Consider the following 25,640-nt stretch of genomic DNA (forward strand, 5'->3'; position numbering starts at 1 on the left):
ATCCTAGGATGGTTTGGGATTCAAACAAACTCGGCCGGGCTAGAGTGGCGGGCGATGAGCTTCGACCTTTTCGGCAACCCGGACCCTACCCCGCCCGCCCGTGGCGGCTCGCTGAGCGACGCCACCAACCCGCAGGCGCCGCTCGCCGTGCGGCTGCGGCCGCGGACCCTGGACGAGATCGTCGGGCAGCAGCAGCTCCTCGCGGCGGGCTCACCCCTGAGGCGGTTGGCCGACGGTCAACCGATGTCGGTGTTCCTCTGGGGACCCCCCGGGGTGGGGAAGACGACCATCGCCTCCGTGGTCTCGCAGGCCACGAACCGCCGCTTCGTCGAGCTGTCCGCCGTCACCGCCGGCGTCAAGGAGGTCCGCGCCGAGCTGGAGACCGCCCGCCGGGAACTGGCCCGTGGGCACGCCACGGTGCTGTTCGTCGACGAGGTGCACCGCTTCTCCAAGGCGCAACAGGACGTGCTGCTGCCGGCGGTGGAGAACCGGCTGGTCACCCTGATCGCCGCCACCACTGAGAACCCCTCGTTCTCGGTCATCTCGCCGCTGCTGTCGCGTTCGCTGCTGCTGCGGCTCCAGCCACTCACCGCCGCAGACCTGGGCGCGTTGCTCGATCGGGCGTTGACCGACGAGCGCGGGCTCCGTCGCGCCTCGGGGGAGCCGTTCGTGTTGACCGGCGAGGGCAGGGACCTCATCCTCCGGCTCTCCGGCGGTGACGCGCGGCGCGCGTTGACCTACCTGGAGGAGTCCGCCGCGGCCGCTGTCGCCCTGGGACGAGAGGAGATCGACGAGGCCGCCGTCGAGTCCTCCGCGGACAGGGCGGCCGTGCGCTACGACCGCGACGGGGACCAGCACTACGACATCATCTCGGCGTTCATCAAGTCCATCAGGGGCTCGGACGTCGACGCGGCGCTGCACTACCTGGCCCGCATGCTGGAGGCCGGCGAGGACCCCCGCTTCATCGCGAGGCGGCTGATGATCTCCGCCTCGGAGGACATCGGCATGGCCGCCTCGGGGGTGCTGCAGACGTGTGTGGCGGCCGCCCAGTCCGTGCAGCTGCTGGGGATGCCGGAGGCTCGGATCACCCTGGCGCACGCCACGGTCGCGGCGGCCACCGCGCCGAAGTCCAACGCGGCCTATCTCGCTCTCGACGAGGCCATCGCAGACGTCAGGCGCGGCAAGGGCGGGCTCGTCCCCGCCCACCTCCGCGACGCCCACTACGCCGGTGCGGAGAAGCTGGGCCACGGCCAGGGCTACCGCTACCCGCACGACTTCCCGCACGGCGTCGTCGCCCAGGCCTACCTGCCCGAGGACCTTGAGGGCACCGAGTACTACTGGCCCACGGCCCACGGCCAGGAGGCCGCCATCGCTGAGCGCGTCTCGCTGCTGCGCGGGCTGCTGGCGGGAGAGCCGTCGGCTAGAGTTACGCCGTCCGTAGATCCAAGGAGGACAGGACCATGACCGTTGGAGACATCGCCGCTCTGATCGCCGCGATCGCGCTGTGCGTGCTGGTGGCACTGTTGGCCGTGCCGCTGCTCAAGCTGAGCCGCGTGCTGGACGAGGCGCGCCTGACGGTGCGCGACGTCGGCCACAACTCGGTGCCCATCCTGCAGGAGCTCAAGGGCACCGTCGTGGCCACCAACGAGGAGCTCGCCAAGCTCAGCCTGGTGACCGACGACGTGAGCAAGGCCTCCGGTCACGCCACGGTGGTCACCGAGAACGCCGCCCAGATGTCCACCCTGTTCGCGGCCACCCTCGGCGGCCCGCTCGTCAAGACAGCTGCCTTCAGCTACGGCATCCGCAAGGCCTTCCAGGGACGGAAGAAGAAATGAGCCGCCTGTTCTGGATCATCGTCGGCGCCGGGCTGGCCGTCTTCCTGATGCTCCGCGGCAAAGAACTGCTCCATCGGCTGACCCCCAAGGGCGTCCAGGAGCAGGTCGTCGAAAAGGGTCACGAAGCCGCAGCAAGCTTCGGTGACTTCATGGGGACATTCCGCACCGCCATGTCCCAGCGCGAGGCCGAGCTCCGCCACGAGCTCAACATCCCCGCCACCACCCACTGACCACTCAAGGGACCCCTCAATGAAGACCTCCGAGATCCGGAGCCGTTTCGTCGACTTCTTCGCCGCGAACGGCCACACGGTGGTGCCCAGCGCGTCGCTGCTCTACAACGACCCCACGCTGCTGTTCGTCAACGCAGGCATGGTTCCCTTCAAGCCGTACTTCCTCGGGGACGAGCCTGCACCGTTCAAGCGGGCCGTGTCGTCGCAGAAGTGCGTCCGGACGCTGGACATCGACGAGGTGGGCAAGACCACCCGACACGGCACGTTCTTCCAGATGCTGGGCAACTTCGCGTTCGGCGACTACTTCAAGGAAGGCGCCATCAACTACGCCTGGCAGCTGGTCACCGGTTCCGAGGCCGACGGCTGCTGGGGCTTCGACCCGGACAAGGTGTGGGTGACCGCGCTCTACGGCGATCAGGAGACCATCGACCTCTGGCAGCAGGTGGGCGTGCCCCGCGAGCACATCCAGGAGCGTGGCCTGAAGGACAACTACTGGCACATGGGCGTCCCCGGCCCCGGTGGGCCCTGCTCCGAGATCTACATCGATCGCGGACCGGCCTTCGGCGCCGACGGCGGGCCCGAGGCGGACGAGGACCGCTTCCTCGAGATCTGGAATCTCGTCTTCCAGCAGGAGGAGCTCTCCGCGGTGCGCAAGAAGGACGACTTCGACGTCCTCCGGCCCCTGCCCAGCCAGAACATCGACACCGGCTCCGGCCTTGAGCGCGTCGCCCTCCTCAAGCAGGGGGTGGCCAACATGTACGAGATCGACGAGGTGTTCCCGGTCATCGCCAAGGCCGCCGAGCTCTCCGGGCGCGCTTACGGCGCGGACCCGGCAGACGACGTGCGCTTCCGCGTGGTGGCGGACCACGTGCGGTCCTCCCTCATGTTGATGACCGACGGCGTCACCCCCGGCAACGAGGCGCGCGGCTACGTGCTTCGCCGCCTGCTGCGCCGGGTGATCCGCTCCATGCGCCTCCTCGGCGTCGGCGATCCAGTGTTGGGTGAGCTGCTGCCGGTGTCGCGGGATCTCATGCGCGTCTCCTACCCCGAAATCGACGAGAACTGGACCCGCGTGTCCCAGGCCGCGGCAGCGGAGGAGGAGTCCTTCCGCCGCACCCTCCAAGCCGGCACGGTCATGTTCGACACGGCGGTCGCCGAGGCCAAGGGACGCGCGGCGTCGTCGCTGGCCGGGCCCCAGGCGTTCCAGCTGCACGACACCTACGGCTTCCCGATCGATCTGACCATGGAGATGGCCTCCGAACAGGGCCTGAGCGTGGACCGGGCGAAGTTCGACGAGCTCATGAAGGAGCAGAAGGAGCGCGCTCGGGCCGACGCGAAGGCCAAGAAGGGCGCGGCCACCTCCATGGACGCGTACCGGGCGCAGCGCGACCGCGGCGAGGTACCGTTCCTCGGCTACACAGACCTCGACGTCTCCACCCGCATCCGCGGCATCATCGCGGGCGGGACCGCAGCTGACAGAGCCCTCGACGGCACCACCGTCGAGATCGTGCTAGAGGAGACCCCCTTCTACGCTGAGGCCGGAGGCCAGGACGCGGACCGCGGCACCATCGTCGGGGAGGGCTTCACACTGGAGGTCCTCGACGTCCAGAAGCCCGTGCCCGGGTTGACGGTGCACCGCGTGGAGGTCTTCGGGGAACTCACCCTCGGCTCCGCCGCGGACGCGCGGGTCGACGCCGCAGCCAGGCACGGCGCCAGCCAGGCCCACACGGCCACCCACATCGTGCACGCGGCGCTGCGGGAGCTGGTCGGCCCCACCGCCACCCAGGCCGGGTCCTACAACAAGCCCGGCTACATGCGCTTCGACTTCTCCTCGGCCAAGGGGCTCTCCGAGCAGCTGAAGTCCGAGGTGGAGGCCCGCGCCAACCAGGCCATCGCGGACAACTTCGCCGTCACAGCGCAGCAGATGCCGCTGGAGCAGGCCAAGGCGCTGGGCGCCATGGCCATGTTCGGCGAGAAGTACCCCCCGATGGTGCGCATGGTGGAGCTCTCCGGCCCATGGTCGCGTGAGCTGTGCGGCGGCACCCACGTGGCCACCACAGCCGAGATCGGCGTGCTCAACCTCCTCACCGAGTCCTCGATCGGCTCGGGTGTCCGGCGGGTGGAGGCCCTGGTGGCCCACGACGCGTTCGCGAAGTTCGCGGCCGAGCGGGCGCTGGTCTCGCAGCTGACCGACACCCTGCGGGTTCAGCCTGACCAGCTCGTCGGGAGGGTGGAGCGCCTCGTCGCCCAGCTGAAGGAGGCGGAGAAGCACATCGCCGCTCTCAACTCGGAGCGCCTGCTTGCCACCGCGTCGTCGCTGGCCGAGCGCGTGCAGGACGTCGCCGGCGTGCGGTTCCTCGGACTCGAGGTGCCCGGTGTCGCGGGCGCGGACCTGCGCACCCTGACGCTGGACCTGCGCGAACGCCTGGGTTCGGCCGCCGCGGTGGTGGCGCTCGTGGGCGGGACTGACAAGCCGAGCGCCATCGTCGCCACCAACGACGCGGCGCGCGGACTCGGGCTGCGGGCCGGCCAGCTGATCGGAGTCGCGTGCGCGGCGCTGGGCGGTAAGGGCGGCGGCAAGGACGACCTCGCCCAGGGCGGCGGCACGAACCCGTCGGCGGCCCCCGAGGCGATCGCCGCTGTGCGGCGAGCCCTGGAGACGCGTGCCTGAGGGCGCCAGGCTGGGCATCGACTGGGGCAAGGCACGGATCGGTGTGGCGGCCAGCAACCGGCGCACCTCCTTCGCCTATCCCGTCGAGACGGTCGTCGCCGGTCCCGACGAGTTGCGCAGGCTCGCGGCCCTGATCGCTGAGCACGACGCCGACGTTGTCTACATCGGGCTTCCGCTGACGCTCGCCGGGACTCACGCCCTGGCCGCCGAGTACGTCTCGGCGAAGGCAGCAGCCTTGGCCGCGGCTGTCTCTCCCATCCCGGTGCTGCTCGTCGACGAGCGGATGAGCACGGTGTCGGCATCACGTAGTCTGGGGAGCGCGGGCCGCCGGGCCAAGCACCAGCGCAGCGTGATCGATCAGGCCGCGGCCGTCGAGATCCTCCAGAGGGCCATCGACGCCGAGGAGCGCCAGGGGGCACCGGTCGGGGAGCCCGCGCTGAAGGAGGAATCGTGAGCCCACGTTTGGTCGACAACGACAGCGCGCTGAACTGGCGCAAGATCGGTTACTACGGCCGCAGCGCGTTCGCCGTGCTGCTGTCGCTCGCGGTCCTGGTGGGCGGCGGCTGGTTCGTCTACGACAAGGTCAACGACGCCTACATCGCCTGGCGCACCGAGGACGACTACCTCGGCGAGGGCCTGGAGCCGGTGCAGGTCGTCATCCCCAGCGGTGCCACCATCACCCAGATCGGCGACCTCCTGGTGGAGGCGGACGTGGTGAAGTCCACCCGCACCTTCCGGCAGGTGGCCCAGCGCAGCGGCGAGTCGAACCAGCTGCAGGCAGGCCGCTTCAACCTGAAGACGCAGCTGCCTGCCCAGACCGCGTTCGACATGCTGCTGGATCCAGCCAACCAGCAGCGCCTGATGGTGACGCTGCCGGAGGGAACCACGACCCTCGAACAGATCTCCTACATCACCGAGAAGACGGGGCTCACCGCGGAAGAGCTCACCGCGGCGGCCACGGACACCAGCGCCTTCCCGCTCCCTGCCTATGCCGCTGGAAGGCTGGAGGGTTTCCTCTTCCCCTCGACCTACGCGGTGCAGGAGCCACCTCAGGCGGCGGCCATCCTCGCCAGTCAGGTGAAGCAGTTCAACGTCATCGCCGAGGCGATCAGCCTGGAGGGACGCGCTGCCGAGATGGCGGTGGAACCCCTCAGCGTGGTGACCATCGCCTCGATCATCGCCAGCGAGGTCAACCAGGCTGAGGATCAGCCGAAGGTGGCGGCCGTCATCTACAACCGCCTGGAGCAGGGAATGCCGCTTCAGATGGACTCCACCGTCCATTACGCGGTGGGGAAGTCCGGCCGGGTCACCACCACGGCCGAGGACCGGGCCACCGAGTCGCCCTACAACACCTACCTCAACACCGGCCTCCCGCCGGGACCGATCAGCAACCCTGGCCAGACGGCTTTGGAGGCGGCGCTGGCCCCGGCAGACATCGCCTCCCTGTTCTTCGTGACGGTGGACCTGGACACGGGCGAGACCCGCTTCGCGGACACGCTCGAGGAGCACAACGCCAACGTCGCGCTCTTCCAGGCGTGGTGTCAGGCCAACACGGGCCGATGCTGAGGAGACGCTGCGGGGTGATCGGGGATCCGGCCGGGCACTCGCTCTCGCCGGCCATCCACCGCGCCGGCTATGAAGCGAACTCACTGGTGTGGGCCTACGAGGCCTACAGCGTTCCCCCCGCGGAGCTTGACGGCTTCGTCCGGGCGCGGATCCAGGATCCGGTCTGGGCGGGCCTGAGCGTGACCGCCCCGCACAAGGAGGCCATCCTCGCCTTCGGGGAGGCCGACGAGCCCACCCGGCTGCTGGGCGCGGGCAACACGATCGTTTTCGGCGGCGAGGGTGCGCGGGTGTTCAACACCGACGTGCCCGGCTTCGTCCGCGCGTGGCGTGCGCATGGGCTGGACTCGCCCACCACGGCAGCCATCCTCGGCAACGGCGCCACCGCCCGCTCGATCCTCCTGGCGCTGGCCGGGCTCGGCATCCGGGAGGTGCGGATCCTGGCCAGACGCCCGGAGCGCGCCGCCGGGATCCTGGAACTGGCTGCCACCCTGGGGGTCTTCGCCGAGGTACACGGCCTGGACGAGGCCCCCGTCGATGTGGATCTGCTCGCCAACACCATCCCCGCCGCCGCCACGAGGCCGCACGCCCCCGCCCTGGCCGGGGCGGCGAAGGTGATTTTCGACGCTGTCTACGACCCATGGCCGACGCCCCTGGGTGAGGCGGCCGCCACGGCAGGACGCGTCGCGTTGAACGGTCTGGACCTGTTGGCGGGTCAGGCGGTGGACCAGTTCTTCCTCCTGACCGGCGCCCGCGTGAGCTTCGAGGCGTGCCGGTCCGCCGCCGAGCAGGAACTGAGGCGCCGCGCCGGTCTCTGACACAATGGCGCGCATGCTTCGTTACCTCACCGCCGGCGAGTCCCACGGCCAAGCGCTCATCGCGACCATGGAGGGCATCCCCGCCCACGTGCGCGTGGGCGTCGACGAGATCTCCACGAACCTGGCCCGCCGCCGGCTCGGAGTGGGCCGGGGTGCCCGGATGAAGTTCGAGGCGGACGAGGTGACCCTCCTGGGAGGCTTCCGCCACGGGGAGACGATGGGCTCACCGATCGCCATCATGGTCGGCAACACCGAGTGGCCCAAGTGGCAGCAGGTGATGGCCCCCGGTGAGGTGGACGCCGACGAACTCGCGGCCCTGGCCCGCAACGCCCCGCTCACCCGGCCCCGCCCCGGGCACGCGGACCTCGCGGGCATGCAGAAGTACGACTTCGACGAGGCCCGGCCCATCCTCGAACGCGCCTCCGCCCGGGAGACTGCGGCGCGGGTGGCGCTCGGCACCGTCGCCCAGGCCTTCCTGCGCCAGGCGCTGGGCATCGAGGTGCTGAGCCACGTCGTCGAACTCGGCCCCGTCCGGGCCACCCGTGCCGACCTGCCCACCGCATCGGATCTGGCCGCGATCGACGCGGACCCCACGCGCTGCTTCGACCCGGAGGCCGCCCAGGCGATGCTGGCGGAGGTGGAGGCGTGCCACCGCGACGGCGACACCCTCGGCGGCGTGGTGGAGGTGGTGGCCTGGGGGCTGCCCCCAGGCCTGGGCTCGCACTCCCAGGGAGACCGCCGCCTCGACGCGCGCCTCGCCGGCGCGCTGATGGGCATCCAGGCCATCAAGGGAGTCGAGCTGGGAGACGGCTTCGGCCTGGCGCGCCGCCGGGGCTCGGCCGCCCACGACGAGATCCTGCCGCGCGCGGACGGAATCCAGCGAGCCACCCACCACTCCGGCGGCACGGAGGGCGGCATGTCCACCGGCGAGGTGCTGCGGGTGCGGGCCGCCATGAAGCCCATCGCCACCGTGCCCAGGGCCCTGCGCACCATCGACACCTCCACCGGCGAGGCCGCCGCCGCGCACCACCAGCGCTCCGACGTCTGCGCCGTCCCCGCGGCGGGGGTGGTCGCCGAGGCGATGGTGGCACTGGTCCTCGCCGAGGCGGTGCTGGAGAAGTTCGGCGGAGACTCGGTGGGTGAGACCCGCCGCAACGCCGACGGCTACCTGGCCGATGTCGCGGCGCGCGGGCTCAGGATCGACCGATGACCATCGTGCTCATCGGCGCACCCGGCGCCGGCAAGTCCACGGTTGGTCGACGCCTGGCCAAGAAGCTCGGGAAGACCTTCGTCGACGTGGACCAGCGCATCGAGGAGGTCGTGGGCAAGCCCGTGGCGGAGATCTTCGCCGACGAGGGCGAGGCGCACTTCCGTGCGCTCGAGCAGGACGCCACCCTTGAGCTGCTCCAGACCTACGACGTGATCGCGCTGGGCGGGGGAGCGGTGATGAACCCGGCCATCCGCCAGGCACTCGACGGGCACGACGTGATCTGGCTCAAGGTCTCCATCGGCCAGGCCACCAGGCGCGTGGGCATGAACACGGTCCGGCCGCTCCTTCTCGGCAACGTGCGCGGCAGGTTGATCGAGCTGCTGCGCGAGCGCACCCCCGTCTACGAGGCGCTCGCCACCCAGATCCTCGACACCGACGGCCGCGGAAGCTCCGAGCTGGCAGACACCCTGGCCGCGGAGCGGGGTGCCCCGTGAGCGTCCGCGTCGATTCCGCGCTGGGCCCCTACGACGTGCACATCGAACGCGGCGCCGTCGACCGGCTGCCAGGCCTGCTACGCGACGCGGACCGCGTGGCTCTGATCCACGCACCGTCCGTCTCCGCCACCGCCCGGGACATCGCGCTCCGCCTCGAGGTTCCGGTCACCCTGATCGAGGTCCCGGACGCGGAGCGGGCCAAGACACCCGAAGTACTGGCCAGATGCTGGGACGCGGTGGCTGCGGCCGGACTCACCCGCAACGACCTCATCGTCGGAGTGGGCGGCGGCACCACCACGGACCTGGCGGGATTCGTCGCCGCCACCTGGCTGCGCGGCGTGGCCTACGTGAGCGTGCCGACGACCGTGCTGGCGATGGTGGACGCCGCCGTCGGCGGGAAGACCGGGATCAACCTCGGTGCGGGTAAGAACCTTGTGGGGTCCTTCTACGAGCCGCGCGCCGTTCTGTGCGACCTGGCCCTGCTGGACACCCTCCCCTCCCGCGACGTCCGGGCCGGCCTCGCCGAAGTGGTCAAGTGTGGCTTCATCGCCGATGCCCGCATCCTGGAGCTCGCCTCCGAGGACCTGGCCGACAGCGCCGACGTCGCCGGCGCGCGCTTCGCCGAGCTGGTGGAGCGCGCGGTCGCGGTGAAGGCCACCGTCGTGGCCGTCGACTTCCGCGAGGCCACCTCGACGGGGGCCCGCGTCGGCCGGGAGGCGCTCAACTACGGCCACACCCTCGGGCACGCCATCGAGGCGCACGCGCACTTCTCCTGGCGGCACGGCGACGCGATCAGCGTGGGCATGGCGTGGGTGGGGCGGGTGTCGCGGGAGATCCTCGGCCTGCCCGCGGAGGCCGTGGGCCTGCACGACGAGCTGCTCGGCGGCCTCGGCCTCCCGCTGCGCTACCAGCCCGACGCCTACCCGAGGCTGCGCGAGCTGATGAGCCTCGACAAGAAGGCCCGGGGCTCGCGGCTCCGCCTGGTGGGCCTGGAGGCGCTGGGCAGTCCCAGGATCATCGACGACCCGCCCGAGGACGTGCTCAGCGCCGCCTACCGCGAGCTCGGCTGAACCCATGGTCGACGTCCTGGATGCCCTGACCGCGGCGCTCACGCTGAGCCCGGCCGGCCTCGCCGGGGCCGGCGCATGGGCCGCGATCGGAGTCGCGGCATTGGCGGGCCTGTCGACGATGCTGGGCTACAGCGCGGTCCTGACGCTCAACCGCATCGGCGGCCTCCGGCTGCTGTCCACCCTCCTGCTCAACGCCACCGTGCTGGCGACGCTGCGGCTCCTGCAGGTCTCCATCACCTGGGTCGTCGCCAGCCTGGTCCTGGGCCGCCCGCTGCCGTTCGTGCCCCTGGTCATCGTCGGGCTGCTGTCCCTGGCCCCACAGGTGTTCGCCGTGGTCACGGCGCTCCCGCACGTCGGGCTGTTCATCGGCCGCGCGCTGGAGGCGTGGGGCTACCTGGTGCTGGTCGTCGGGGTGAGCGCCGCCTTCGACATCAGGCTGCCGCTGGCGCTGGGAGTGAGCCTGGCGGGGTGGATCATCATGCAGATGGCGTCTCGGTTGCTCAAGGCGCCGGTGAGCTGGCTGGGGTCGAAGCTCTGGACGCTCGCCACCGGGCGACCCACCATGGTGACCTCCCGCGACATCCTGGCCGGCACCCCGCTGATGCCGATCGAAGCCGACGGGGGCAGGCCGTGATCGAGTGGGTGGTCGGGATCCTGCTGATCGCACTCGTGGTGCTCGCCCTGCTGTCGCCGCTCGAGTCCGCGCGGTGGTGGGCCGACAGGGGCGAGGCGGAGCTGAGGCGCACGTTCGAGGAGTTGCCCCGCGAGATCGTGCCCGCCGAGGACGGGGCGCGTGCGCATCTTGTCTACCTGTCGGGGATCGGCGATGTGGGCGGCAACCGGCTCCTGGATCGCGAAAGCTCCTGGCTGGTCACCCTGGACGAGGCGCTCCCCGAAGTCACCGTGGTCTCGGACGTCTTCCCCTATTCCGTGGACAACCGGGGCCTGCTGCAGCGCACCACGGTGCGGCTTTGGTCTTGGCTGGACCACGGGCGCCGCGCGCGTCGGATCAGGATCCTCCACTTCCTGATCAACCTGCGCAACGTGCTGTACGTGCTGATCTCCGCGGACCCGCGCTACGGCCCAGCACACAACATCGGGCTTGCGCAGGAGATCTGGCGGTCGTTGCAACGCCACGGCTACCGGCCAGGCAGCGGTCGGCCGGTGGTCCTTGTCGGCTACTCCGGCGGCGCCCAGATGTCGCTCGGGGCGGCCTGGTTCCTCAGCCGAGCCGGGGTCCCCGTGTCGGTGATCTCGATCGGAGGTGTCTTCGGCGACGAACCCGGCCTGGACCGGATCGAGCACCTGTGGCACCTCATCGGCGCCCAGGACCGCGTGCAGTTGATCGGTTCGGTCGCCTTCTCCGGGCGGTGGCCCACTGCCCCGTTGTCCTCGTGGGGACGGGCGAAGCGCGAGGGACGGGTGACGTTGCGCACCATCGGCGACATGCGCCACGACGGCGGGGAGGCCTACTTCGGGCGGCGGGCGATGGGGGCCGACGGCCGGACCCACGCCGAGACCACCCGCGACGAGGTGGTGGCCATCCTCTCGACCCTCGGGCACGATGGGGAACATCCCAGCGGCGTCGGGTAGACTTCCGCGTTGGCCTGACAGCCCCCGAAGAACCCGCGAAGGAGACCCCTGCATGGCGTCAACCAACGACCTGAAGAACGGAACGGTGCTCGACCTCGACGGTCAGCTGTGGCAGGTGCTGTGGTTCCAGCACCACAAGCCGGGCAAGGGCAACACGGTGGTGCGTTCGAAGCTCAAGCACGTGATGACCGGCAAGATCATCGACCGGACGTTCAACTCCGACACCAAGGTCGACACCGCCACCGTGGACCGCCGCGAGATGCAGTACCTGTATCTGGACGGTGATGACTACGTCTTCATGGACAACACCTCATTCGAGCAGTTCCACGTCTCCGTGGAGACGCTGGGCGAGGCCAAGGACTACCTGCTGGAGAACCAGACGGCCGTCGTCGCCACCCACGAGGGCACCCCCCTGTTCGTGGAGCTGCCGGCCGCCGTCGAGCTCGAGGTCACCTACACCGAGCCCGGCCTGCAGGGGGACCGCTCCACCGGTGGCACCAAGCCCGCCACGCTGGAGACCGGCAAGGTCATCCAGGTGCCGCTGTTCATCACCACCGGCGAGCGCATCAAGGTTGACACCCGAGACGGCTCCTACCAGGGCCGCGTCAGCTCCTAGTGGTCACGGCGCCCCACTACACGGCCCAGACGAAGGCCCGCAAGGCTGCCCTGGACATCCTGTTCCAGGCGGAGCTGCGCGGGGACTCGCTGGCCGAAACGTTCACCGAACAGCGGTCACTCTCCGGCGGGGTGACGCGCGAGCTCACCACCCGGATCGTCCTGGGCGTCGCCGAACACCTGCGTGACATCGACCGGAGGATCTCGCAGTGCACCTCCGACGGATGGCCTCTTGAACGGATGCCGGCCGTGGACCGTAACCTGGCCCGGATCGCCATCTACGAACTCGACTACTCGGACGTCCCGCCGGCGGCGGTCATCTCGGAGGCCGTCCGCCTCGCGGGGGACCTGTCCACCGACGAATCACCGGCCTTCCTCAACGGCCTGCTCTCCACGGCCCTGGCGGCCAAGCCGACCACGAACTGACTAACAAGCGAGGTGCGCATGAGTTCCCTTCCTGCGATTCTGGTATTGGAGGATGGGCGCGTGTTTCGTGGCCGGTCCTTCGGCGCCACTGGTGAGACCTTCGGCGAGCTGGTCTTCTCGACCGGCATGTCCGGCTACCAGGAGACCCTGACCGATCCCAGCTACCGGGGACAGGTGGTGCTCGCCACCGCCCCCCACATCGGCAACACCGGGTGGAACGACGAGGACGACGAGTCGGGCCGCATCTGGGTGGCCGGATACATCGTGCGCGACCCGTCGCCGCGTCCCTCCAACTGGCGGTCGCGGCGCAGCCTCGACGCTGAGCTCGACGCCCAGCGGGTCGTCGGCATCAGTGACATCGACACCCGTGCGCTGACCCGCCACATCCGCGACCGCGGCGCCATGCGCGTGGGCATCTCCACCCTGACGGCCGACGCCGGCGAGCTGCTCGCCCGGGTGGTGCAGCAGCCGCAGATGGCGGGCCGCGACCTCACCGCGGACGTCACCACGGCTGAGCCCTACCTGGTCCCCGCGGTGGGGCAGCGCCGGTTCACCGTCGTGGCGGTTGACCTGGGCATCAAGTCCATGACGCCGGTGCAGCTCGCGGCCCGGGGTCTGGACGTCCACGTCGTGCCGGCACACACCACCTTCGAGCAGATCCGCGCCCTCAACCCCGATGGCGTCTTCTTCTCCAACGGCCCAGGCGATCCCGCCACCGCTGACGGGCCGGTCTCCGTGCTGCGGCAGGTTCTCGACGCCGGCATCCCGTACTTCGGCATCTGCTTCGGTAATCAGCTGTTCGGGCGCGCCCTCGGGCTGGGCACCTACAAGCTGAAGTTCGGCCACCGCGGCATCAACCAGCCCGTGATGGACCGCACCACGGGGAAGGTCGAGGTCACGGCGCACAACCACGGCTTCGCCGTCGACGCGCCCCTGGAGGGGGCTGCGGAAACGCCCTACGGCCAGGCCACGGTCAGCCACGTGTGCCTCAACGACGATGTGGTGGAGGGCCTTGAGCTGCACCGCGACGGCCGCCTGACGGCCTTCTCCGTGCAGTACCACCCCGAGGCCGCCGCCGGCCCGCACGACGCCAACTACCTCTTCGACCGTTTCGTCGACGTCATGAAAGCAAAGGACGCCTGATGCCCCGTCGCACCGACATCTCCTCGATCCTCGTCATCGGCTCCGGCCCGATCGTCATCGGGCAGGCCTGTGAGTTCGACTATTCCGGCACGCAGGCCTGCCGGGTACTGCGCGAGGAGGGGTTCCGCGTCATCCTGGTCAACTCCAACCCGGCCACCATCATGACTGACCCGGACTTCGCCGACGCCACCTACGTCGAGCCCATCACGCCGGAGTTCGTCGAGAGGGTCATCGCCAAGGAGCGCCCGGACGCGGTGCTGGCCACTCTAGGCGGCCAGACCGCGCTCAACACCGCCGTGTCGCTGCACGACAACGGGGTGCTGGCCAGGTACGGCGTGGAGCTGATCGGCGCCTCGATCGACGCCATCCAGAAGGGCGAGGACAGGGAGCGGTTCAAGGAGATCGTCGTCTCGATGACCGACATCCCCGGCGGTGTGCCGGAGGTGGCCAAGTCGCAGATCTGCCACTCGATGGACGAGGTGCTGGCCGCCGCCGAGGTGCTCGGCTACCCGGTCGTGGTGCGGCCCAGCTTCACCATGGGCGGCGTCGGCTCGGGCTTCGCCCACGACGAGTCGGAGCTGCGCCAGATCGCCGGCGCAGGCCTGTCCGCCTCGCCGGTGACGGAGGTCCTCATCGAGGAATCCATCCTCGGGTGGAAGGAGTACGAGCTGGAGGTGATGCGCGACAAGGCCGACAACGTCGTCATCATCTGCTCCATCGAGAACTTCGACCCGATGGGCGTCCACACCGGCGACTCCATCACCGTGGCGCCGGCGATGACGCTGACGGACCGCGAGTACCAGCGCATGCGCGACGTGGCCATCGGCGTGATCCGCGCCGTCGGGGTGGACACGGGCGGCTGCAACATCCAGTTCGCCGTCAACCCCGACGACGGACGCATGATCGTGATCGAGATGAACCCTCGGGTGTCGCGCTCCTCGGCCTTGGCGTCGAAGGCCACCGGCTTCCCGATCGCCAAGATCGCGGCCAAGGTCGCGGTGGGTTACACCCTCGACGAGATCCCCAACGACATCACCCTCGAAACGCCCGCCAGCTTCGAGCCCAGCCTGGACTACGTCATCGTCAAGATGCCCCGGTTCGCGTTCGAGAAGTTCCCGGCGGCAGACCCCATCCTCACTACCCACATGAAGTCCGTGGGCGAGGCGATGGGCATCGGCCGCAACTTCACCGAGGCGCTGGGCAAGGCCCTGCGGTCCCTGGAGGACCCCACGGCGCCGTTCGACTTCACCGCCCCCCTGCGGGACGTCGACGAGCTGCTCGCGCTCGCATCGAAGCCCACCGACGGCCGCATCCAGCTCGTCATGCAGGCGCTCCGCGCCGGTGCCAGCGTGGAGCAGGTGTTCACGGCCACGAAGATCGACCCATGGTTCCTGGACCAGATGGCCCTCATCCTGGACGTGGCCCGCGAGGTGCAGGCGGCGCCCGAGCTCACCCCGGAGGTGCTGCGCTACGCCAAGCGCCACGGCCTCTCCGATCCCCAAGTGGCCTCGCTGCGCAACCTCAGCACCGAGGTGGTGCGCGGTGTGCGCTGGGCGTTGGGTATCCGGCCCGTCTACAAATCGGTGGACACCTGCGCGGCCGAGTTCGCGGCCTCGACCCCCTACATGTACTCCTCCTACGACGAGGAGACGGAGGTGCCGCCCCGCACCAAGGAGGCGGTGCTCATCCTGGGCTCCGGCCCCAACCGCATCGGCCAGGGCATCGAGTTCGACTACTCGTGCGTGCACGCCACCATGGCGCTCCGCGAGGCCGGCTACGAGACGGTGATGGTCAACTGCAACCCGGAGACGGTCTCGACCGACTACGACACCTCGGACCGCCTCTACTTCGAGCCGCTGACCGCCGAGGACGTGCTGGAGATCTACCACGCGGAGCTGAAGGCCGGCCCGGTGGCGGGCGTCATCTGCCAGCTCGGCGGGCAGACGCCGCTCAAGCTGGCCCAGACCCTCAAGGACGCCGGGGTGCCGATCGTGGGCACCTCCCCGGAGGCCATCCACCTGGCTGAGGAGCGGGGCGCGTTCGGGCGGGTGCTGGCGCGGGCCGGGCTCGCCGCCCCGAAGCACGGCATGGCCACCACTGCTGAGGAGGCCAAGGCCATCGCCGGCGAGATCGGCTACCCGGTTCTGGTGCGGCCCAGCTACGTGCTGGGCGGCCGTGGCATGCAGATCGTCTACTCCGACGACGCGCTTGAGAGCTACATCGACAAGGCCACCGACGTCAACGAGAACCAGCCGGTCCTGGTGGACCGCTTCCTGGACGACGCCGTGGAGATCGACGTCGACGCACTCTACGACGGCACCGAGCTGTACATCGGCGGCATCATGGAGCACATCGAGGAGGCGGGCATCCACTCGGGCGACTCCGCCTGCGCGCTGCCCCCGATCACGCTGGGCGACGCGATCATCGACCAGATCCGGCACCACACCCTCGCCATCGCCGACGGCGTAGGGGTGCGCGGCCTGCTCAACATCCAGTTCGCTCTGCACGCCGACACCCTCTACGTGTTGGAGGCCAATCCCCGCGCGTCGCGCACGGTGCCGTTCGTGTCCAAGGCCACCAACACGGCGCTGGCGAAGGCGGCGGCCCTCATCATGCTCGGCCGCACCATCGCCGAGCTGAGGGCCGACGGGAAGCTCAGGGCAGAGGGGGACGGGTCCACGCCCCTGCCAGGCGCCCCCATCGCGGTCAAGGAGGCCGTGATGCCGTTCAACCGCTTCCGCACCGCCACGGGCGCTTTCGTCGACACGCTGCTCGGCCCCGAGATGCGCTCCACCGGTGAGGTGATGGGCCTGTCGGACAACTTCGGCACCGCCTACGCGAAGTCGCAGGACGCGGGTGGCGGTCCGCTGCCCACCTCCGGAAAGCTGTTCGTCTCCATCGCGGACCGCGACAAGCGTCACGCGATCTGGCCCATCAAGCGGCTGGTGGACCTGGGCTTCCAGGTGCTCGCCACCAAAGGCACCGCCTCGGTGCTGCGCCGCAACGGCGTGGCCGCCGAAGAGGTGCTCAAGCTCTCCGAGATGATCGAGGGCGACGACAGGCCGAGCATCGTCGACCTGATCACCTCCGGCGGGATCGACCTCATCTTCAACACCCCGGAGGGCTCCTCCTCGGGCGCCAGCACACGTGAGGACGGTTACCTCATCCGCACAGCCGCGGTGCTCGCGGACGTTCCTGTCGTCACCACCGTCCCGGGCCTGGCCGCCGCCACCCAGGGCATTGAGGCGCTCCAGCGCGGCGAGGTGGACGTCCGCTCGCTGCAGGACTGGGCCCGCAGGTGACCTCGCCGGGCACGCGGGCGCTTCGTGTCGGCTACCACGCCCTACGGGCGGGGCTGTTCCGCTACGCGGGAGGGGACCCGGAGCGGGTCCACGAGGACATGATCGCCCTGCTCGCCCGGGTGCCCGCCGGCCGGCGCGCCACCGTCGCGGATCCCGTGACGGTGTCCGGCGTCAGGTTCCCCAACCGGGTCGGCGTGGCGGCCGGCCTGGACAAGGACGGTGCGGCCGCCCAGGCATGGTCCTGGTTGGGGTTCGGATTCGCCGAGCTCGGCACCGTCACAGCGCTGCCCCAGCCGGGCAACCCGAAGCCCCGGGTCTTCCGGGCGGTGGCGTCGCGCGGGATCGTCAACCGGATGGGCTTCAACAACCACGGGGCCGCGGCGCTGGCGGACACCCTCCGCGCCAAAGGCGTGGCGCGCGGCAACGGGGCGCTGGGGATCCCGTTGGGGATCTCGATCGGCAAGTCAAAGGTGGTCGAGCTGGACCACGCCGTCGACGACTACCTCTCCTCGTTGCGGCTCCTGGCCCCGCTCGCCGATTACGTGGCCGTCAACGTCTCCAGCCCCAACACGCCGGGGCTGCGCAGCCTGCAGGCCGCCACCGAGCTGTCGGCACTCCTGCGGGCATTGACCGACGAGGCGGCCGTGCTGGATCCCGCGCGCCCGGTTCCGATCTTCGTCAAGCTGGCACCGGACCTCACCGGCCCGGACCTCACCGAGACCCTGGCCGTGCTCAACGACTCAGCTGCCGCCGGAGTCATCGCCACCAACACCACGCTGGCCCGCGACAGCCTCGCCCCGGAGGACGCCCACCTGGCTCGCGAGGCGGGAGGCCTCAGCGGCGCACCACTGACCGCCAAGGCGCTCGGCTTCGTCCAGCGGCTGGCCTCGTCGACGGCGCTCCCGGTGATGGGAGTCGGCGGGGTGATGAGCCCGCGCGACGGGGCCCGCATGTTTGACGCCGGGGCCACCCTCCTGCAGCTGTACACCGGGTTCATCTACGAGGGCGTGGCGCTCGTGCGCGCCCTGCAGCAACTGGAGAGGACCACACAGTGACCTATGCCGCCAGCCTCGCCGCCGCCACCGCCGAGCGCGGCCGGCTGTGCGTCGGGATCGACCCGATGCCCAGCGTCCTGGATGCCTGGGGCCTGCCGCACGACCTGTCCGGCCTGGAGCGCTGCGCGCGCGGGATCGTGGCGGTCCTCGGCGGACGGGTGGCGGTGTTCAAGCCGCAGTCGGCGTTCTTCGAGGCGTTCGGATCGCGCGGGGTCGCGGTCCTGGAGCGGGTGCTCAGCGACATCCGCGACGCCGGGGCGCTCAGCATCCTTGATGTCAAGCGTGGCGATATCGGATCATCCATGGCCGGCTACGCCGCCGCGTTCCTCGGTGACGACGCCCCCACCCGCGCCGACGCGATCACGCTGAACCCCTATCTGGGGGTGGGCGCGCTTCGGCCGGCCATCGACGCCGCCGTCGCGGGCGGTCAGGGGCTCTACGTGCTGGCCCGCACCTCCAACCCCGACGGGGCCCCCATCCAGCTGGCGCGCAGCGGGGATGTCAGCGTCGCCCAGCACGTGGTGGACACGGTCGCGGGGCTGAACCCCACGGCAGACCACGCGGTTGGGCTGGTGGTCGGGGGCACCCATGCAGAGCTCGGCTGCCGCCTGGACCACTTCAACGCCTCCATCCTGGTGCCCGGCATCGGCGCACAGGGGGGCACCATCGAGGGGCTGCGGTCCACGTTCGGGCGGGCGCTCGGCCACGTGCTGCCGACGGCGAGCCGCGAGGTCATCGGAGCGGGGGAGGCGGCCCTGTCCGGGCGCCTTGAGCGGCTGCTCGAATCGACCGCCGCGCTGACCTGATTCGTCGGCAATTTCGCGTCGCGGCGAGCCGCTGCGCGGTACATTTCACGGAGGGCCCCAAACTGGGGTTGTCAAGGTCATTGACGTGAAGGGGACTTCCGATGGCGATTCCTCAATTGAGCAGTGCTCAGCTCGAAGCTGCCCGAGAGGCGGCCACCCAGGCCAGGCGTGCACGCGCCGAGCTGAAGGAGCAGGTGAAGACCGGCACGGTCTCCTTCACAGAGGCCCTGAACAAGGCGGTGGGTGACGACACGCTCTCCCGCATCAAGGTGGTGGACCTGCTCCGCGCCATGCCCCGAGTGGGAATCACCCGCGCCTCGGAAATCATGGAGAACCTCCAGATCGCTCCCAACCGCCGCATCCGCGGCCTCGGCCGGCACCAGGTGGACCGCCTCAACGAGTTGTTCAAGTAACGCTCGGCTGCCCTAAGCTCGGGCGGGTGAGTGGCGCTGCGAATGTCTGGGTGATCTCCGGCCCGAGCGCGGTCGGCAAGGGCACGGTGTGCGCCCGGCTGCGGGCCCTGCACCCGGACCTGTTCTACTCGGTGTCCCTGACCACGCGCCCACCCAGAGCAGGCGAGACCGACGGCGTCAGCTACCACTTCGTCGACGAGGACGAGTTCCGGCGGCTGATCGAGGCGGGCGAGCTTCTGGAGTGGGCCGTGGTTCACGGCACGCACTACTACGGGACTCCCCGCCGACCGGTGGTCGAGGCCGTCGCGGCCGGCCGCCCCGTCGTCCTGGAGATCGACCTCCAAGGCGCCCGCCAGGTCAAACGAAACCTCCCGTCGGCCCGGCTTGTGTTCCTCACCCCGCCCACCTGGGACGAGCTGGTATCCCGGCTGCGCGGGCGCGGCACCGAGGACGAGGCGGCGCAGGAGCGTAGGCTGAACACAGCCAAACTGGAGCTGGAGGCCCAGGCGGAGGCCGATGTCGTGATCGAAAACACCGAGATCGAGGAAACCGTGGCGGCTTTGGTAAGCTTGATGGGCCTGTGATCGGGCCGCACTCTTTCAGAAGGAACACCTTGAACAGTCAGCCAGAAGGCATCACCTATCCGCCGATCGATTCGCTGCTGGAGAATATCGACTCCAAGTACCGGCTCGTCCTGTTCGCGGCCAAGCGCGCCCGGCAGATCAACGCCTACTACTCGCAGCTCGGCGAGGGCCTGCTCGAGAATGTCGGCCCCATGGTCGCCGCCGCGCCGGAGGAGAAGCCGCTGTCCATCGCCCTGCGTGAGATGAACGAGGGCATGCTGCAGTTCACCCAGATCGACCCCGAGGCCGAGGCTGAGGCCGCCCGCACCGCAGAGGCGGATCCGGCGTTCTCGTTCGTGGATCCCTTCGCCGACACCGCGCCGGAGCCCGACTCCGCGTCCTGACCGAACGTCCCACCTCCAGGGGGCGGCTTGTTGCCGCCGTTGACAACCCCACGATGCGGCTTGTCGCCGCGCTAGGAGTGCTCTTTCATGAGCCGTCTGTTCACCTCCGAATCGGTGACCGAGGGTCATCCCGACAAGATCGCGGACTCCATCTCCGACGCCGTCCTCGACGCGTTGCTCGAGCAGGATCCCGTCGCCCGCGTCGCTGTGGAGACCCTCGTCACCACCGGACTCGTCGTGCTGGCCGGCGAGGTCTCCACCACCGGCTACGTGGACGTGGCGGGCCTGGCCCGGCAACGGATCCTGGACATCGGCTACGACTCTTCGCGCAAGGGGTTCGACGGCGCCTCCTGCGGGGTGAGCGTGGCCATCGGGGCGCAGTCGCCAGATATCGCCCAGGGCGTCGACGACGCCTTCGAGCACCGCACCGGAGCCGAGCAGGACCTGATCAGCCTCCAGGGAGCCGGCGACCAGGGGCTGATGTTCGGCTTCGCCTGCACAGAGACCCCCACCCTGATGCCGCTGCCCATCGATCTGGCCCATCGCCTCGCCGAGCGGCTCACCGAGGTCCGCAAGACTGGCGTGCTGGACTACCTGCGCCCGGACGGCAAGACGCAGGTCACCGTCGAGTACGGCGACGACGGCCGCCCGGTGGGCATCGACACAGTGGTGGTCTCCTCCCAGCACAGCGCGGACGTCAGCCTCGAGCGCATCCAGCCGGACATCACCCGCGAGGTGATCGAGCCGGTGCTGCAGCGCTACGGCTTCCACGCCCCGCGGCGGGTTCTGGTCAACCCCACCGGCAAGTTCGTCATCGGTGGCCCCATGGGCGACGCTGGCCTGACAGGGCGCAAGATCATCGTCGACACCTACGGCGGCATGGCCCGTCACGGCGGCGGCGCCTTCTCCGGCAAGGACCCCTCCAAGGTGGACCGATCGGCCTCCTACGCCATGCGCTGGGTGGCCAAGAACGTGGTGGCCGCGGGGCTGGCCGGGCGTTGTGAGGTGCAGGTCGCCTACGCGATCGGCACCGCTCACCCCGTCGGCTTCTACCTGGACACCTTCGGCACCTCCGTAGTGCCCGAGGAGCAGATCCGCGACGCGGTGCTGGCCACCTTCGACCTTCGCCCCGGCGCGATCGTGCGGGACCTGGACCTGTTGCGCCCCATCTACAGCAACGTCACCGTCTACGGCCACTTCGGGCGCGAACTCCCCACCGCCACGTGGGAGCGCACGGACCGCGCAGCGGCCCTGGCCGCAGCCGTCAAGGGCTGACCATGCCCCCGCGGGTGGCGCGGGTCGCCGTCGACGTGCCGCTGGCCCACCTGGACCGGCTCTTCGACTACGAGGTGCCCGAGGCGCTCGCGGAGGCGGCCGTGCCCGGGTCGCGGGTGAAGGTGCCCTTCGCGGGCACCACCCGGGACGGATGGCTCATCGAGTTGGCCGACAAGTCCGAGGTGTCCGCGCTGGCGAAGCTGGGCAAAGTGGTGTCCTCCGAGCCCATCGTGACGCCCGAGGTCTACGGGCTGATCCGCGCCGTCGCGGACCACTACGCGGGCACCTGGCCTGACGCGGCACGGCTGGCCATCCCCCCGCGCCACGCCGCCACCGAGAAGGCCCCCCAGCGCGCCTGGTCCGAGCCCAAGCCATTGGAGCAGGCCACGGTGCTGCCCGGGTACCCCGACGGACAGGCCCTGCTGGAGGCGCTCGCGGAGGGCCGCTCGCCGAGGGTGCTGTGGCAGGTGGCGGCCGTCTTCGGCGGGGTGGGAGACCTGGTCGGTGGGGTGACGGAGGCCGTCGACGCCACCCTGCGCTCCGGCCGTTCGGCACTGGTGGTGGTCCCCACCATGCGCGAACTCGCGGTGGCGGCAGCCCGCCTGCGCACGGTGTTCGGGCACGGCTCCGTCGGCACGCTCGCCGCGGAGAGTGGGCGATCCGCCCGGTATCGCGCCTTCCTGGCAGCCTCCAGGGGGGAGGCGCGCATCATGGTAGGCACCCGCAGCGCCGTCTACGCGCCCATGCGTGACCTCGGCCTGCTGGTGGTGGTCGACGACGGCAACGACGCCCACGCCGAGCCTCGGGCCCCCCATCCGCACACCCGGGCCGTCGCCGTCGTCCGCTCCGCCCGTCAGGGGCCCGCCCTGCTGATCGCCGGTCACGGCCGCTCCACCGACGCGCAGGCACTTGTGGAACGGGGCTGGCTGCGGGAGCTCTCGTTGCCCCCGGCGCAGGCGCGGCGCGTCTCCACGCCTGTGCGGGTGGTGGCCGAGGAGGACCGGGAGCGCGACCCGTCGGCGGCCCGGCTGAGGATCCCGTCCGTGGCCTTCCGCTTCCTCCGCGACCATCTCGCGCAGGGGCCCGTGCTCGTGCAGGTGCCGATGAGCGGCTACGCCGGGGCGCTGAGCTGTGCCCGCTGCTTCAACCGCGCCGTCTGCGACAAGTGCGGGGGGCCGATGCGGGAGCGGCGGCGAGGCGTGCCGGAGTGTGCGCTGTGCGGGCATACGCCCGTCCGCTGGTCCTGTCCCCACTGCCACACGTCGGCTCTCCGCACCCCGCTGCCCGGGGCCGCGAGGACTGCCGAGGAACTGGCCCGGGCCTTTCCCGGCGTGTTGGCGCTCAACAGCTCGGCCGATCGGATCCGCGACGAGGCCCCGGACGAGCCCGCCATCGTGGTGTCGACGCCGGGGGCCGAGCCGATCGCTCCCACCGGCTACGCGGGTGTGCTGATCCTGGACGCCGAGGTTGCGCTCAACCGGGCGGAGCTTCGCGCCTCGGAGGAGTCGGTGCGGCGATGGGCGAACGCGGCCGCCCTTGTCCGGGGCCCTCGCGAGGGCGGATCGGTCCTCATCGTCGGCCCCTCGCCGCACCCCGCTGTGCAGGCGATGGTGCGGGCAGATCTGGCGGGTTTCGCGTCCCGTGAGCTCGAGGACCGTGCCGAGGCGGGGCTGAGCCCGGCGGTCAAGCTGGCCCGGATCGTCGGGGAGCCTGAAGGCGTGCGTGAGTTCCTGGACAACGACGACTGGGAGGGAGTCGATATCCTCGGTCCCACAGAGGTGGGGCCTGAGAGGTGGGCGGCGCTCCTGAGGGTCCCCGTCGAGCGGGCGAGGGACCTCACCGTCCGGGTGAAGAGCGCGGCGGCGATCCGCTCGGCGCGCAAGGAGCGTGGCCTGCTCGGCATACATGTCGACCCTGAGACGTTGGAGGACAGATGAGGCTCGTGTTCGCGGGGACCCCCGAGGTGGCGGTCGCGTCGTTGGACGCACTGGTGGCGTCGGATCACGACGTGGTGGCGGTGGTGACGCGCCCGGATGCGCCGTCGGGTCGCGGGCGCCGGATGAGCGCCTCACCGGTGGCCTCTCGGGCCGCAGAGCTGGGCATCGAGGTGTTGAAGCCCACCCATCCGCGCGACGAGGACTTCCAGGCCCGCCTCCGGGCGATCGCGCCGGACGCCTGCGCGGTGGTGGCCTACGGTGCGCTGCTGCCGCAGTCGGCGCTCGAGATCCCCCTCCACGGCTGGGTCAACCTGCACTTCTCGCTGCTTCCGCGCTGGCGCGGCGCCGCCCCGGTGCAGCGGGCCATCATGGCCGGCGACGATGAGATCGGGACCACCTGCTTCCGGATCGTCAAGGAGCTCGATGCGGGGGACGTGTACCTCATGGAGTCGCTGCCGATGCCCGAGGGAACCGCCGGAGAGGTCCTGGCGCTCCTCGCAGAGACCGGCGCCCGCCAGCTGGTCACCGCCATGGACCTCGTCCAGGCGGGGCTCGCCCCCACGCCGCAGCTCACCGACGGGGTCACCATCGCGCGCAAGATCAGCGTCGAGGAGGCGCGGATCGACTGGAGCCGCCCGGCCAGGGAGATCCACCGCCTCATCCTGGGCTGTTCGCCGGACCCCGGAGCGTGGTGCGAGCTGGACGGTCAGCGGTTCAAGGTGTACCGGTCCGCGCCCGCGCCGGACGCCCCCTCCCTGGGCCCGGGAGAGCTCTCCGCCACGAAACGACGGGTCCTCGTCGGCACCGGCTCGGTGGCGCTGGAACTCCTGGAGGTCCAGGCCCCCGGGAAGCGCCGGATCCCGGCGGCGGACTGGGCGCGCGGCGGCGTCGAGTCCACGGTGCTCGCGTGAGCGCCCGTCGCGTCGCGTTCGATGTCCTGCGCCAGGTCACCGGCGAGGACGCCTACGCCAACCTCGCCCTGGCCAAGCGGCTCGCTGTGGCCGGCCTTGACTCACGCGATGCCGCCCTTGTCACGGAACTCGTGGCCGGCACCTGCCGGCTGATGGGCACCTACGACGCCATCATCGAGGCCGCCGCAGGGCGGCCGCTGTCCTCGCTTCAACCGGCCGTGGTGGACCTGCTCAGGCTGGGCGCCCACCAGGTGCTGTCGATGGGCATCAAGCGCTACGCCGCCGTCGGGGCCACCGTTGACCTGGCCCGCTCCACCGTGGGGCAGCGCGTGACGGGAGTGGTCAACGCGGTGCTGCGCAAAATCTCCGCAAGGAGCCTGGACGAATGGACCGCGCAGCTGTCCGCCGATGCCGACGAGATCGGGACACTGGCCATCACGGGCCACCATCCGCGGTGGATCGTCGAGGCTTATGCCGACCTCCTGCCCCCCGAGGATTTGCCGGAGGCCCTCGCGGCCAACAACGTGAACCCCAGGCCCACGCTGGTGGTGCGGCCGGGGCTCGCCAGCCCCGCGGAGCTGGACGGCGCCACGCCCACCAGATATTCGCCGTTCGGTGCCGTGGCCCAGGGAGCGCCGGCGGACCAGGCCGCGGTCCGCGAGGGTCGCGCCGGGGTGCAGGACGAGGGCTCCCAGCTGGTGGCGTGGGCTCTGGCCCTCACCGACGCCCCCGTCGGGCCGTGGCTGGACACCTGCGCCGGCCCGGGCGGCAAGGCCGCACTGCTGGCTGGGCTGGCCGTGGAGGCGGGGGAGTGGCTGCTGGCGAGCGAGGCGCAGGAGCACCGGGCCCGCCTGGTGCGCCAGGCGCTGTCTGCCTATCCGACCGGGCACGTCACCATCGCCGCGGACGGCACCGCCCCCGCGTGGGGCAGATCGTTTGCCCGCGTGATGGTGGACGTGCCGTGCAGCGGACTGGGAGCGCTGCGGCGCCGCCCGGAATCGCGCTGGCGCCGTCGCCCCGAGGACGTCACTGCCCTGGGCGAGCTTCAGCGCTCGCTGCTGCGGCACGCGCTGGACTCCGTCGTGCCCGGTGGGGTGGTGGCCTACGTCACGTGTTCCCCCCACCGCGCGGAGACGGTCGAGGTGGTCGACGACGTGCTGCGGGAACGCCCCCACGTGCGCCGCCTCAGGGCGGCTGACTCACTGCCGGGCGTGCCGGATTGCGAGCTGGGCGAGGACGTGCAGCTGTGGCCGCACCGGCACGGCACCGACGCGATGTACCTCGCGCTCCTGCGCGGCTGACCGGA

General features: G+C 70.6%; 25 protein-coding genes. All 25 read left to right on the forward strand.

Annotation, left to right across the window (positions count from 1 at the left end; genetic code table 11):
* Window positions 1–54 precede the first annotated feature (54 nt).
* The 25 genes from H5399_RS08850 to H5399_RS08970 all read left to right on the forward strand — a co-directional run bounded on the left by H5399_RS08850 (window position 55) and on the right by H5399_RS08970 (window position 25,635).
* Window positions 55–1,464: a replication-associated recombination protein A gene (locus H5399_RS08850; protein ID WP_182782692.1), complete on the forward strand. Its 1,410-nt coding sequence runs from the start codon at window positions 55–57 to the stop codon at window positions 1,462–1,464.
* On the forward strand, window positions 1,461–1,835 hold the full coding sequence (locus H5399_RS08855) for a DUF948 domain-containing protein (RefSeq protein WP_182782693.1): 375 nt from the start codon (window positions 1,461–1,463) through the stop codon (window positions 1,833–1,835). The genes H5399_RS08850 and H5399_RS08855 overlap by 4 nt, the downstream gene beginning before the upstream one ends.
* The gene (locus H5399_RS08860) at window positions 1,832–2,065 is read left to right on the forward strand and encodes a twin-arginine translocase TatA/TatE family subunit (protein WP_182782694.1); all 234 of its coding nucleotides are present in this window, start codon (window positions 1,832–1,834) and stop codon (window positions 2,063–2,065) included. Before H5399_RS08855 ends, H5399_RS08860 begins: the two co-directional genes overlap by 4 nt.
* Window positions 2,066–2,084: 19 nt before the next feature.
* Window positions 2,085–4,736, forward strand: a complete 2,652-nt coding sequence (gene alaS / locus H5399_RS08865) for an alanine--tRNA ligase (RefSeq protein ID WP_182782695.1) — start codon at window positions 2,085–2,087, stop codon at window positions 4,734–4,736.
* A complete protein-coding gene (gene ruvX / locus H5399_RS08870) occupies window positions 4,729–5,190 on the forward strand; it encodes a Holliday junction resolvase RuvX (protein WP_182782696.1) in 462 nt (153 codons plus the stop codon). The genes alaS and ruvX overlap by 8 nt, the downstream gene beginning before the upstream one ends.
* Window positions 5,187–6,302 carry an endolytic transglycosylase MltG gene (mltG, locus tag H5399_RS08875; RefSeq protein WP_182782697.1) on the forward strand — a complete coding sequence of 372 codons (1,116 nt, stop codon included), beginning with the start codon at window positions 5,187–5,189 and terminating at the stop codon, window positions 6,300–6,302. The genes ruvX and mltG overlap by 4 nt, the downstream gene beginning before the upstream one ends.
* Entirely contained in the window at window positions 6,296–7,117 is an 822-nt protein-coding gene (locus tag H5399_RS08880; RefSeq protein WP_182782698.1) for a shikimate dehydrogenase, read from the forward strand. The genes mltG and H5399_RS08880 overlap by 7 nt, the downstream gene beginning before the upstream one ends.
* 13 nt (window positions 7,118–7,130) lie before the next feature.
* On the forward strand, window positions 7,131–8,327 hold the full coding sequence (gene aroC / locus H5399_RS08885) for a chorismate synthase (protein WP_182782699.1): 1,197 nt from the start codon (window positions 7,131–7,133) through the stop codon (window positions 8,325–8,327).
* The gene (locus tag H5399_RS08890; protein ID WP_182782700.1) at window positions 8,324–8,821 is read left to right on the forward strand and encodes a shikimate kinase; all 498 of its coding nucleotides are present in this window, start codon (window positions 8,324–8,326) and stop codon (window positions 8,819–8,821) included. The genes aroC and H5399_RS08890 overlap by 4 nt, the downstream gene beginning before the upstream one ends.
* A complete protein-coding gene (gene aroB / locus H5399_RS08895; protein ID WP_182782701.1) occupies window positions 8,818–9,891 on the forward strand; it encodes a 3-dehydroquinate synthase in 1,074 nt (357 codons plus the stop codon). The genes H5399_RS08890 and aroB overlap by 4 nt, the downstream gene beginning before the upstream one ends.
* 4 nt (window positions 9,892–9,895) lie before the next feature.
* Complete coding sequence (locus H5399_RS08900; protein ID WP_182782702.1) at window positions 9,896–10,525, forward strand: hypothetical protein; 630 nt, start codon at window positions 9,896–9,898, stop codon at window positions 10,523–10,525.
* Window positions 10,522–11,484, forward strand: coding sequence for a hypothetical protein (locus H5399_RS08905; protein ID WP_182782703.1), 963 nt, complete (start codon window positions 10,522–10,524; stop codon window positions 11,482–11,484). The genes H5399_RS08900 and H5399_RS08905 overlap by 4 nt, the downstream gene beginning before the upstream one ends.
* A gap of 52 nt (window positions 11,485–11,536) precedes the next feature.
* On the forward strand, window positions 11,537–12,100 hold the full coding sequence (efp, locus tag H5399_RS08910) for an elongation factor P (protein WP_182782704.1): 564 nt from the start codon (window positions 11,537–11,539) through the stop codon (window positions 12,098–12,100).
* Window positions 12,100–12,525 (forward strand): transcription antitermination factor NusB, encoded by a 426-nt coding sequence (nusB, locus tag H5399_RS08915; protein ID WP_182782705.1) that lies wholly within the window; start codon window positions 12,100–12,102, stop codon window positions 12,523–12,525. Before efp ends, nusB begins: the two co-directional genes overlap by 1 nt.
* 18 nt (window positions 12,526–12,543) lie before the next feature.
* Window positions 12,544–13,668, forward strand: coding sequence for a glutamine-hydrolyzing carbamoyl-phosphate synthase small subunit (gene carA / locus H5399_RS08920; RefSeq protein WP_182782706.1), 1,125 nt, complete (start codon window positions 12,544–12,546; stop codon window positions 13,666–13,668).
* Complete coding sequence (carB, locus tag H5399_RS08925; RefSeq protein ID WP_182782707.1) at window positions 13,668–16,970, forward strand: carbamoyl-phosphate synthase large subunit; 3,303 nt, start codon at window positions 13,668–13,670, stop codon at window positions 16,968–16,970. Before carA ends, carB begins: the two co-directional genes overlap by 1 nt.
* The gene (locus H5399_RS08930; protein ID WP_182782708.1) at window positions 16,967–18,025 is read left to right on the forward strand and encodes a quinone-dependent dihydroorotate dehydrogenase; all 1,059 of its coding nucleotides are present in this window, start codon (window positions 16,967–16,969) and stop codon (window positions 18,023–18,025) included. Before carB ends, H5399_RS08930 begins: the two co-directional genes overlap by 4 nt.
* The gene (pyrF, locus tag H5399_RS08935) at window positions 18,022–18,831 is read left to right on the forward strand and encodes an orotidine-5'-phosphate decarboxylase (RefSeq protein WP_182782709.1); all 810 of its coding nucleotides are present in this window, start codon (window positions 18,022–18,024) and stop codon (window positions 18,829–18,831) included. Before H5399_RS08930 ends, pyrF begins: the two co-directional genes overlap by 4 nt.
* Window positions 18,832–18,932: 101 nt before the next feature.
* Window positions 18,933–19,244 (forward strand): integration host factor, actinobacterial type, encoded by a 312-nt coding sequence (mihF, locus tag H5399_RS08940; protein ID WP_182782710.1) that lies wholly within the window; start codon window positions 18,933–18,935, stop codon window positions 19,242–19,244.
* 26 nt (window positions 19,245–19,270) lie between these two features.
* A complete protein-coding gene (gene gmk, locus H5399_RS08945) occupies window positions 19,271–19,828 on the forward strand; it encodes a guanylate kinase (protein WP_182782711.1) in 558 nt (185 codons plus the stop codon).
* A 29-nt stretch (window positions 19,829–19,857) separates the two neighbouring features.
* On the forward strand, window positions 19,858–20,211 hold the full coding sequence (gene rpoZ, locus H5399_RS08950) for a DNA-directed RNA polymerase subunit omega (protein WP_220489309.1): 354 nt from the start codon (window positions 19,858–19,860) through the stop codon (window positions 20,209–20,211).
* Window positions 20,212–20,298: 87 nt separating this feature from the next.
* Entirely contained in the window at window positions 20,299–21,486 is a 1,188-nt protein-coding gene (gene metK / locus H5399_RS08955; protein WP_182782712.1) for a methionine adenosyltransferase, read from the forward strand.
* A 2-nt stretch (window positions 21,487–21,488) separates the two neighbouring features.
* Window positions 21,489–23,423 carry a hypothetical protein gene (locus tag H5399_RS08960; RefSeq protein ID WP_182782713.1) on the forward strand — a complete coding sequence of 645 codons (1,935 nt, stop codon included), beginning with the start codon at window positions 21,489–21,491 and terminating at the stop codon, window positions 23,421–23,423.
* Window positions 23,420–24,334, forward strand: a complete 915-nt coding sequence (gene fmt, locus H5399_RS08965) for a methionyl-tRNA formyltransferase (protein WP_182782714.1) — start codon at window positions 23,420–23,422, stop codon at window positions 24,332–24,334. The genes H5399_RS08960 and fmt overlap by 4 nt, the downstream gene beginning before the upstream one ends.
* Window positions 24,331–25,635 carry an RsmB/NOP family class I SAM-dependent RNA methyltransferase gene (locus H5399_RS08970; RefSeq protein ID WP_370585727.1) on the forward strand — a complete coding sequence of 435 codons (1,305 nt, stop codon included), beginning with the start codon at window positions 24,331–24,333 and terminating at the stop codon, window positions 25,633–25,635. Before fmt ends, H5399_RS08970 begins: the two co-directional genes overlap by 4 nt.
* Window positions 25,636–25,640 lie beyond the last annotated feature (5 nt).

Source organism: Tessaracoccus sp. MC1627, from assembly GCF_014164725.1.
Classification (GTDB): Bacteria; Actinomycetota; Actinomycetes; order Propionibacteriales; family Propionibacteriaceae; genus Arachnia.

What these genes read in the sequence shown, in the direction of transcription:
- H5399_RS08850 (WP_182782692.1), top strand. Translation starts at nt 55, where the DNA reads ATGAGCTTCGACCTTTTCGGCAACCCGGACCCTACCCCGCCCGCCCGT.
- H5399_RS08855 (WP_182782693.1), top strand. Translation starts at nt 1,461, where the DNA reads ATGACCGTTGGAGACATCGCCGCTCTGATCGCCGCGATCGCGCTGTGC.
- H5399_RS08860 (WP_182782694.1), top strand. Translation starts at nt 1,832, where the DNA reads ATGAGCCGCCTGTTCTGGATCATCGTCGGCGCCGGGCTGGCCGTCTTC.
- alaS (WP_182782695.1), top strand. Translation starts at nt 2,085, where the DNA reads ATGAAGACCTCCGAGATCCGGAGCCGTTTCGTCGACTTCTTCGCCGCG.
- H5399_RS08880 (WP_182782698.1), top strand. Translation starts at nt 6,296, where the DNA reads ATGCTGAGGAGACGCTGCGGGGTGATCGGGGATCCGGCCGGGCACTCG.
- aroC (WP_182782699.1), top strand. Translation starts at nt 7,131, where the DNA reads ATGCTTCGTTACCTCACCGCCGGCGAGTCCCACGGCCAAGCGCTCATC.
- H5399_RS08890 (WP_182782700.1), top strand. Translation starts at nt 8,324, where the DNA reads ATGACCATCGTGCTCATCGGCGCACCCGGCGCCGGCAAGTCCACGGTT.
- H5399_RS08900 (WP_182782702.1), top strand. Translation starts at nt 9,896, where the DNA reads ATGGTCGACGTCCTGGATGCCCTGACCGCGGCGCTCACGCTGAGCCCG.
- efp (WP_182782704.1), top strand. Translation starts at nt 11,537, where the DNA reads ATGGCGTCAACCAACGACCTGAAGAACGGAACGGTGCTCGACCTCGAC.
- carA (WP_182782706.1), top strand. Translation starts at nt 12,544, where the DNA reads ATGAGTTCCCTTCCTGCGATTCTGGTATTGGAGGATGGGCGCGTGTTT.
- carB (WP_182782707.1), top strand. Translation starts at nt 13,668, where the DNA reads ATGCCCCGTCGCACCGACATCTCCTCGATCCTCGTCATCGGCTCCGGC.
- mihF (WP_182782710.1), top strand. Translation starts at nt 18,933, where the DNA reads ATGGCGATTCCTCAATTGAGCAGTGCTCAGCTCGAAGCTGCCCGAGAG.
- metK (WP_182782712.1), top strand. Translation starts at nt 20,299, where the DNA reads ATGAGCCGTCTGTTCACCTCCGAATCGGTGACCGAGGGTCATCCCGAC.
- H5399_RS08960 (WP_182782713.1), top strand. Translation starts at nt 21,489, where the DNA reads ATGCCCCCGCGGGTGGCGCGGGTCGCCGTCGACGTGCCGCTGGCCCAC.
- fmt (WP_182782714.1), top strand. Translation starts at nt 23,420, where the DNA reads ATGAGGCTCGTGTTCGCGGGGACCCCCGAGGTGGCGGTCGCGTCGTTG.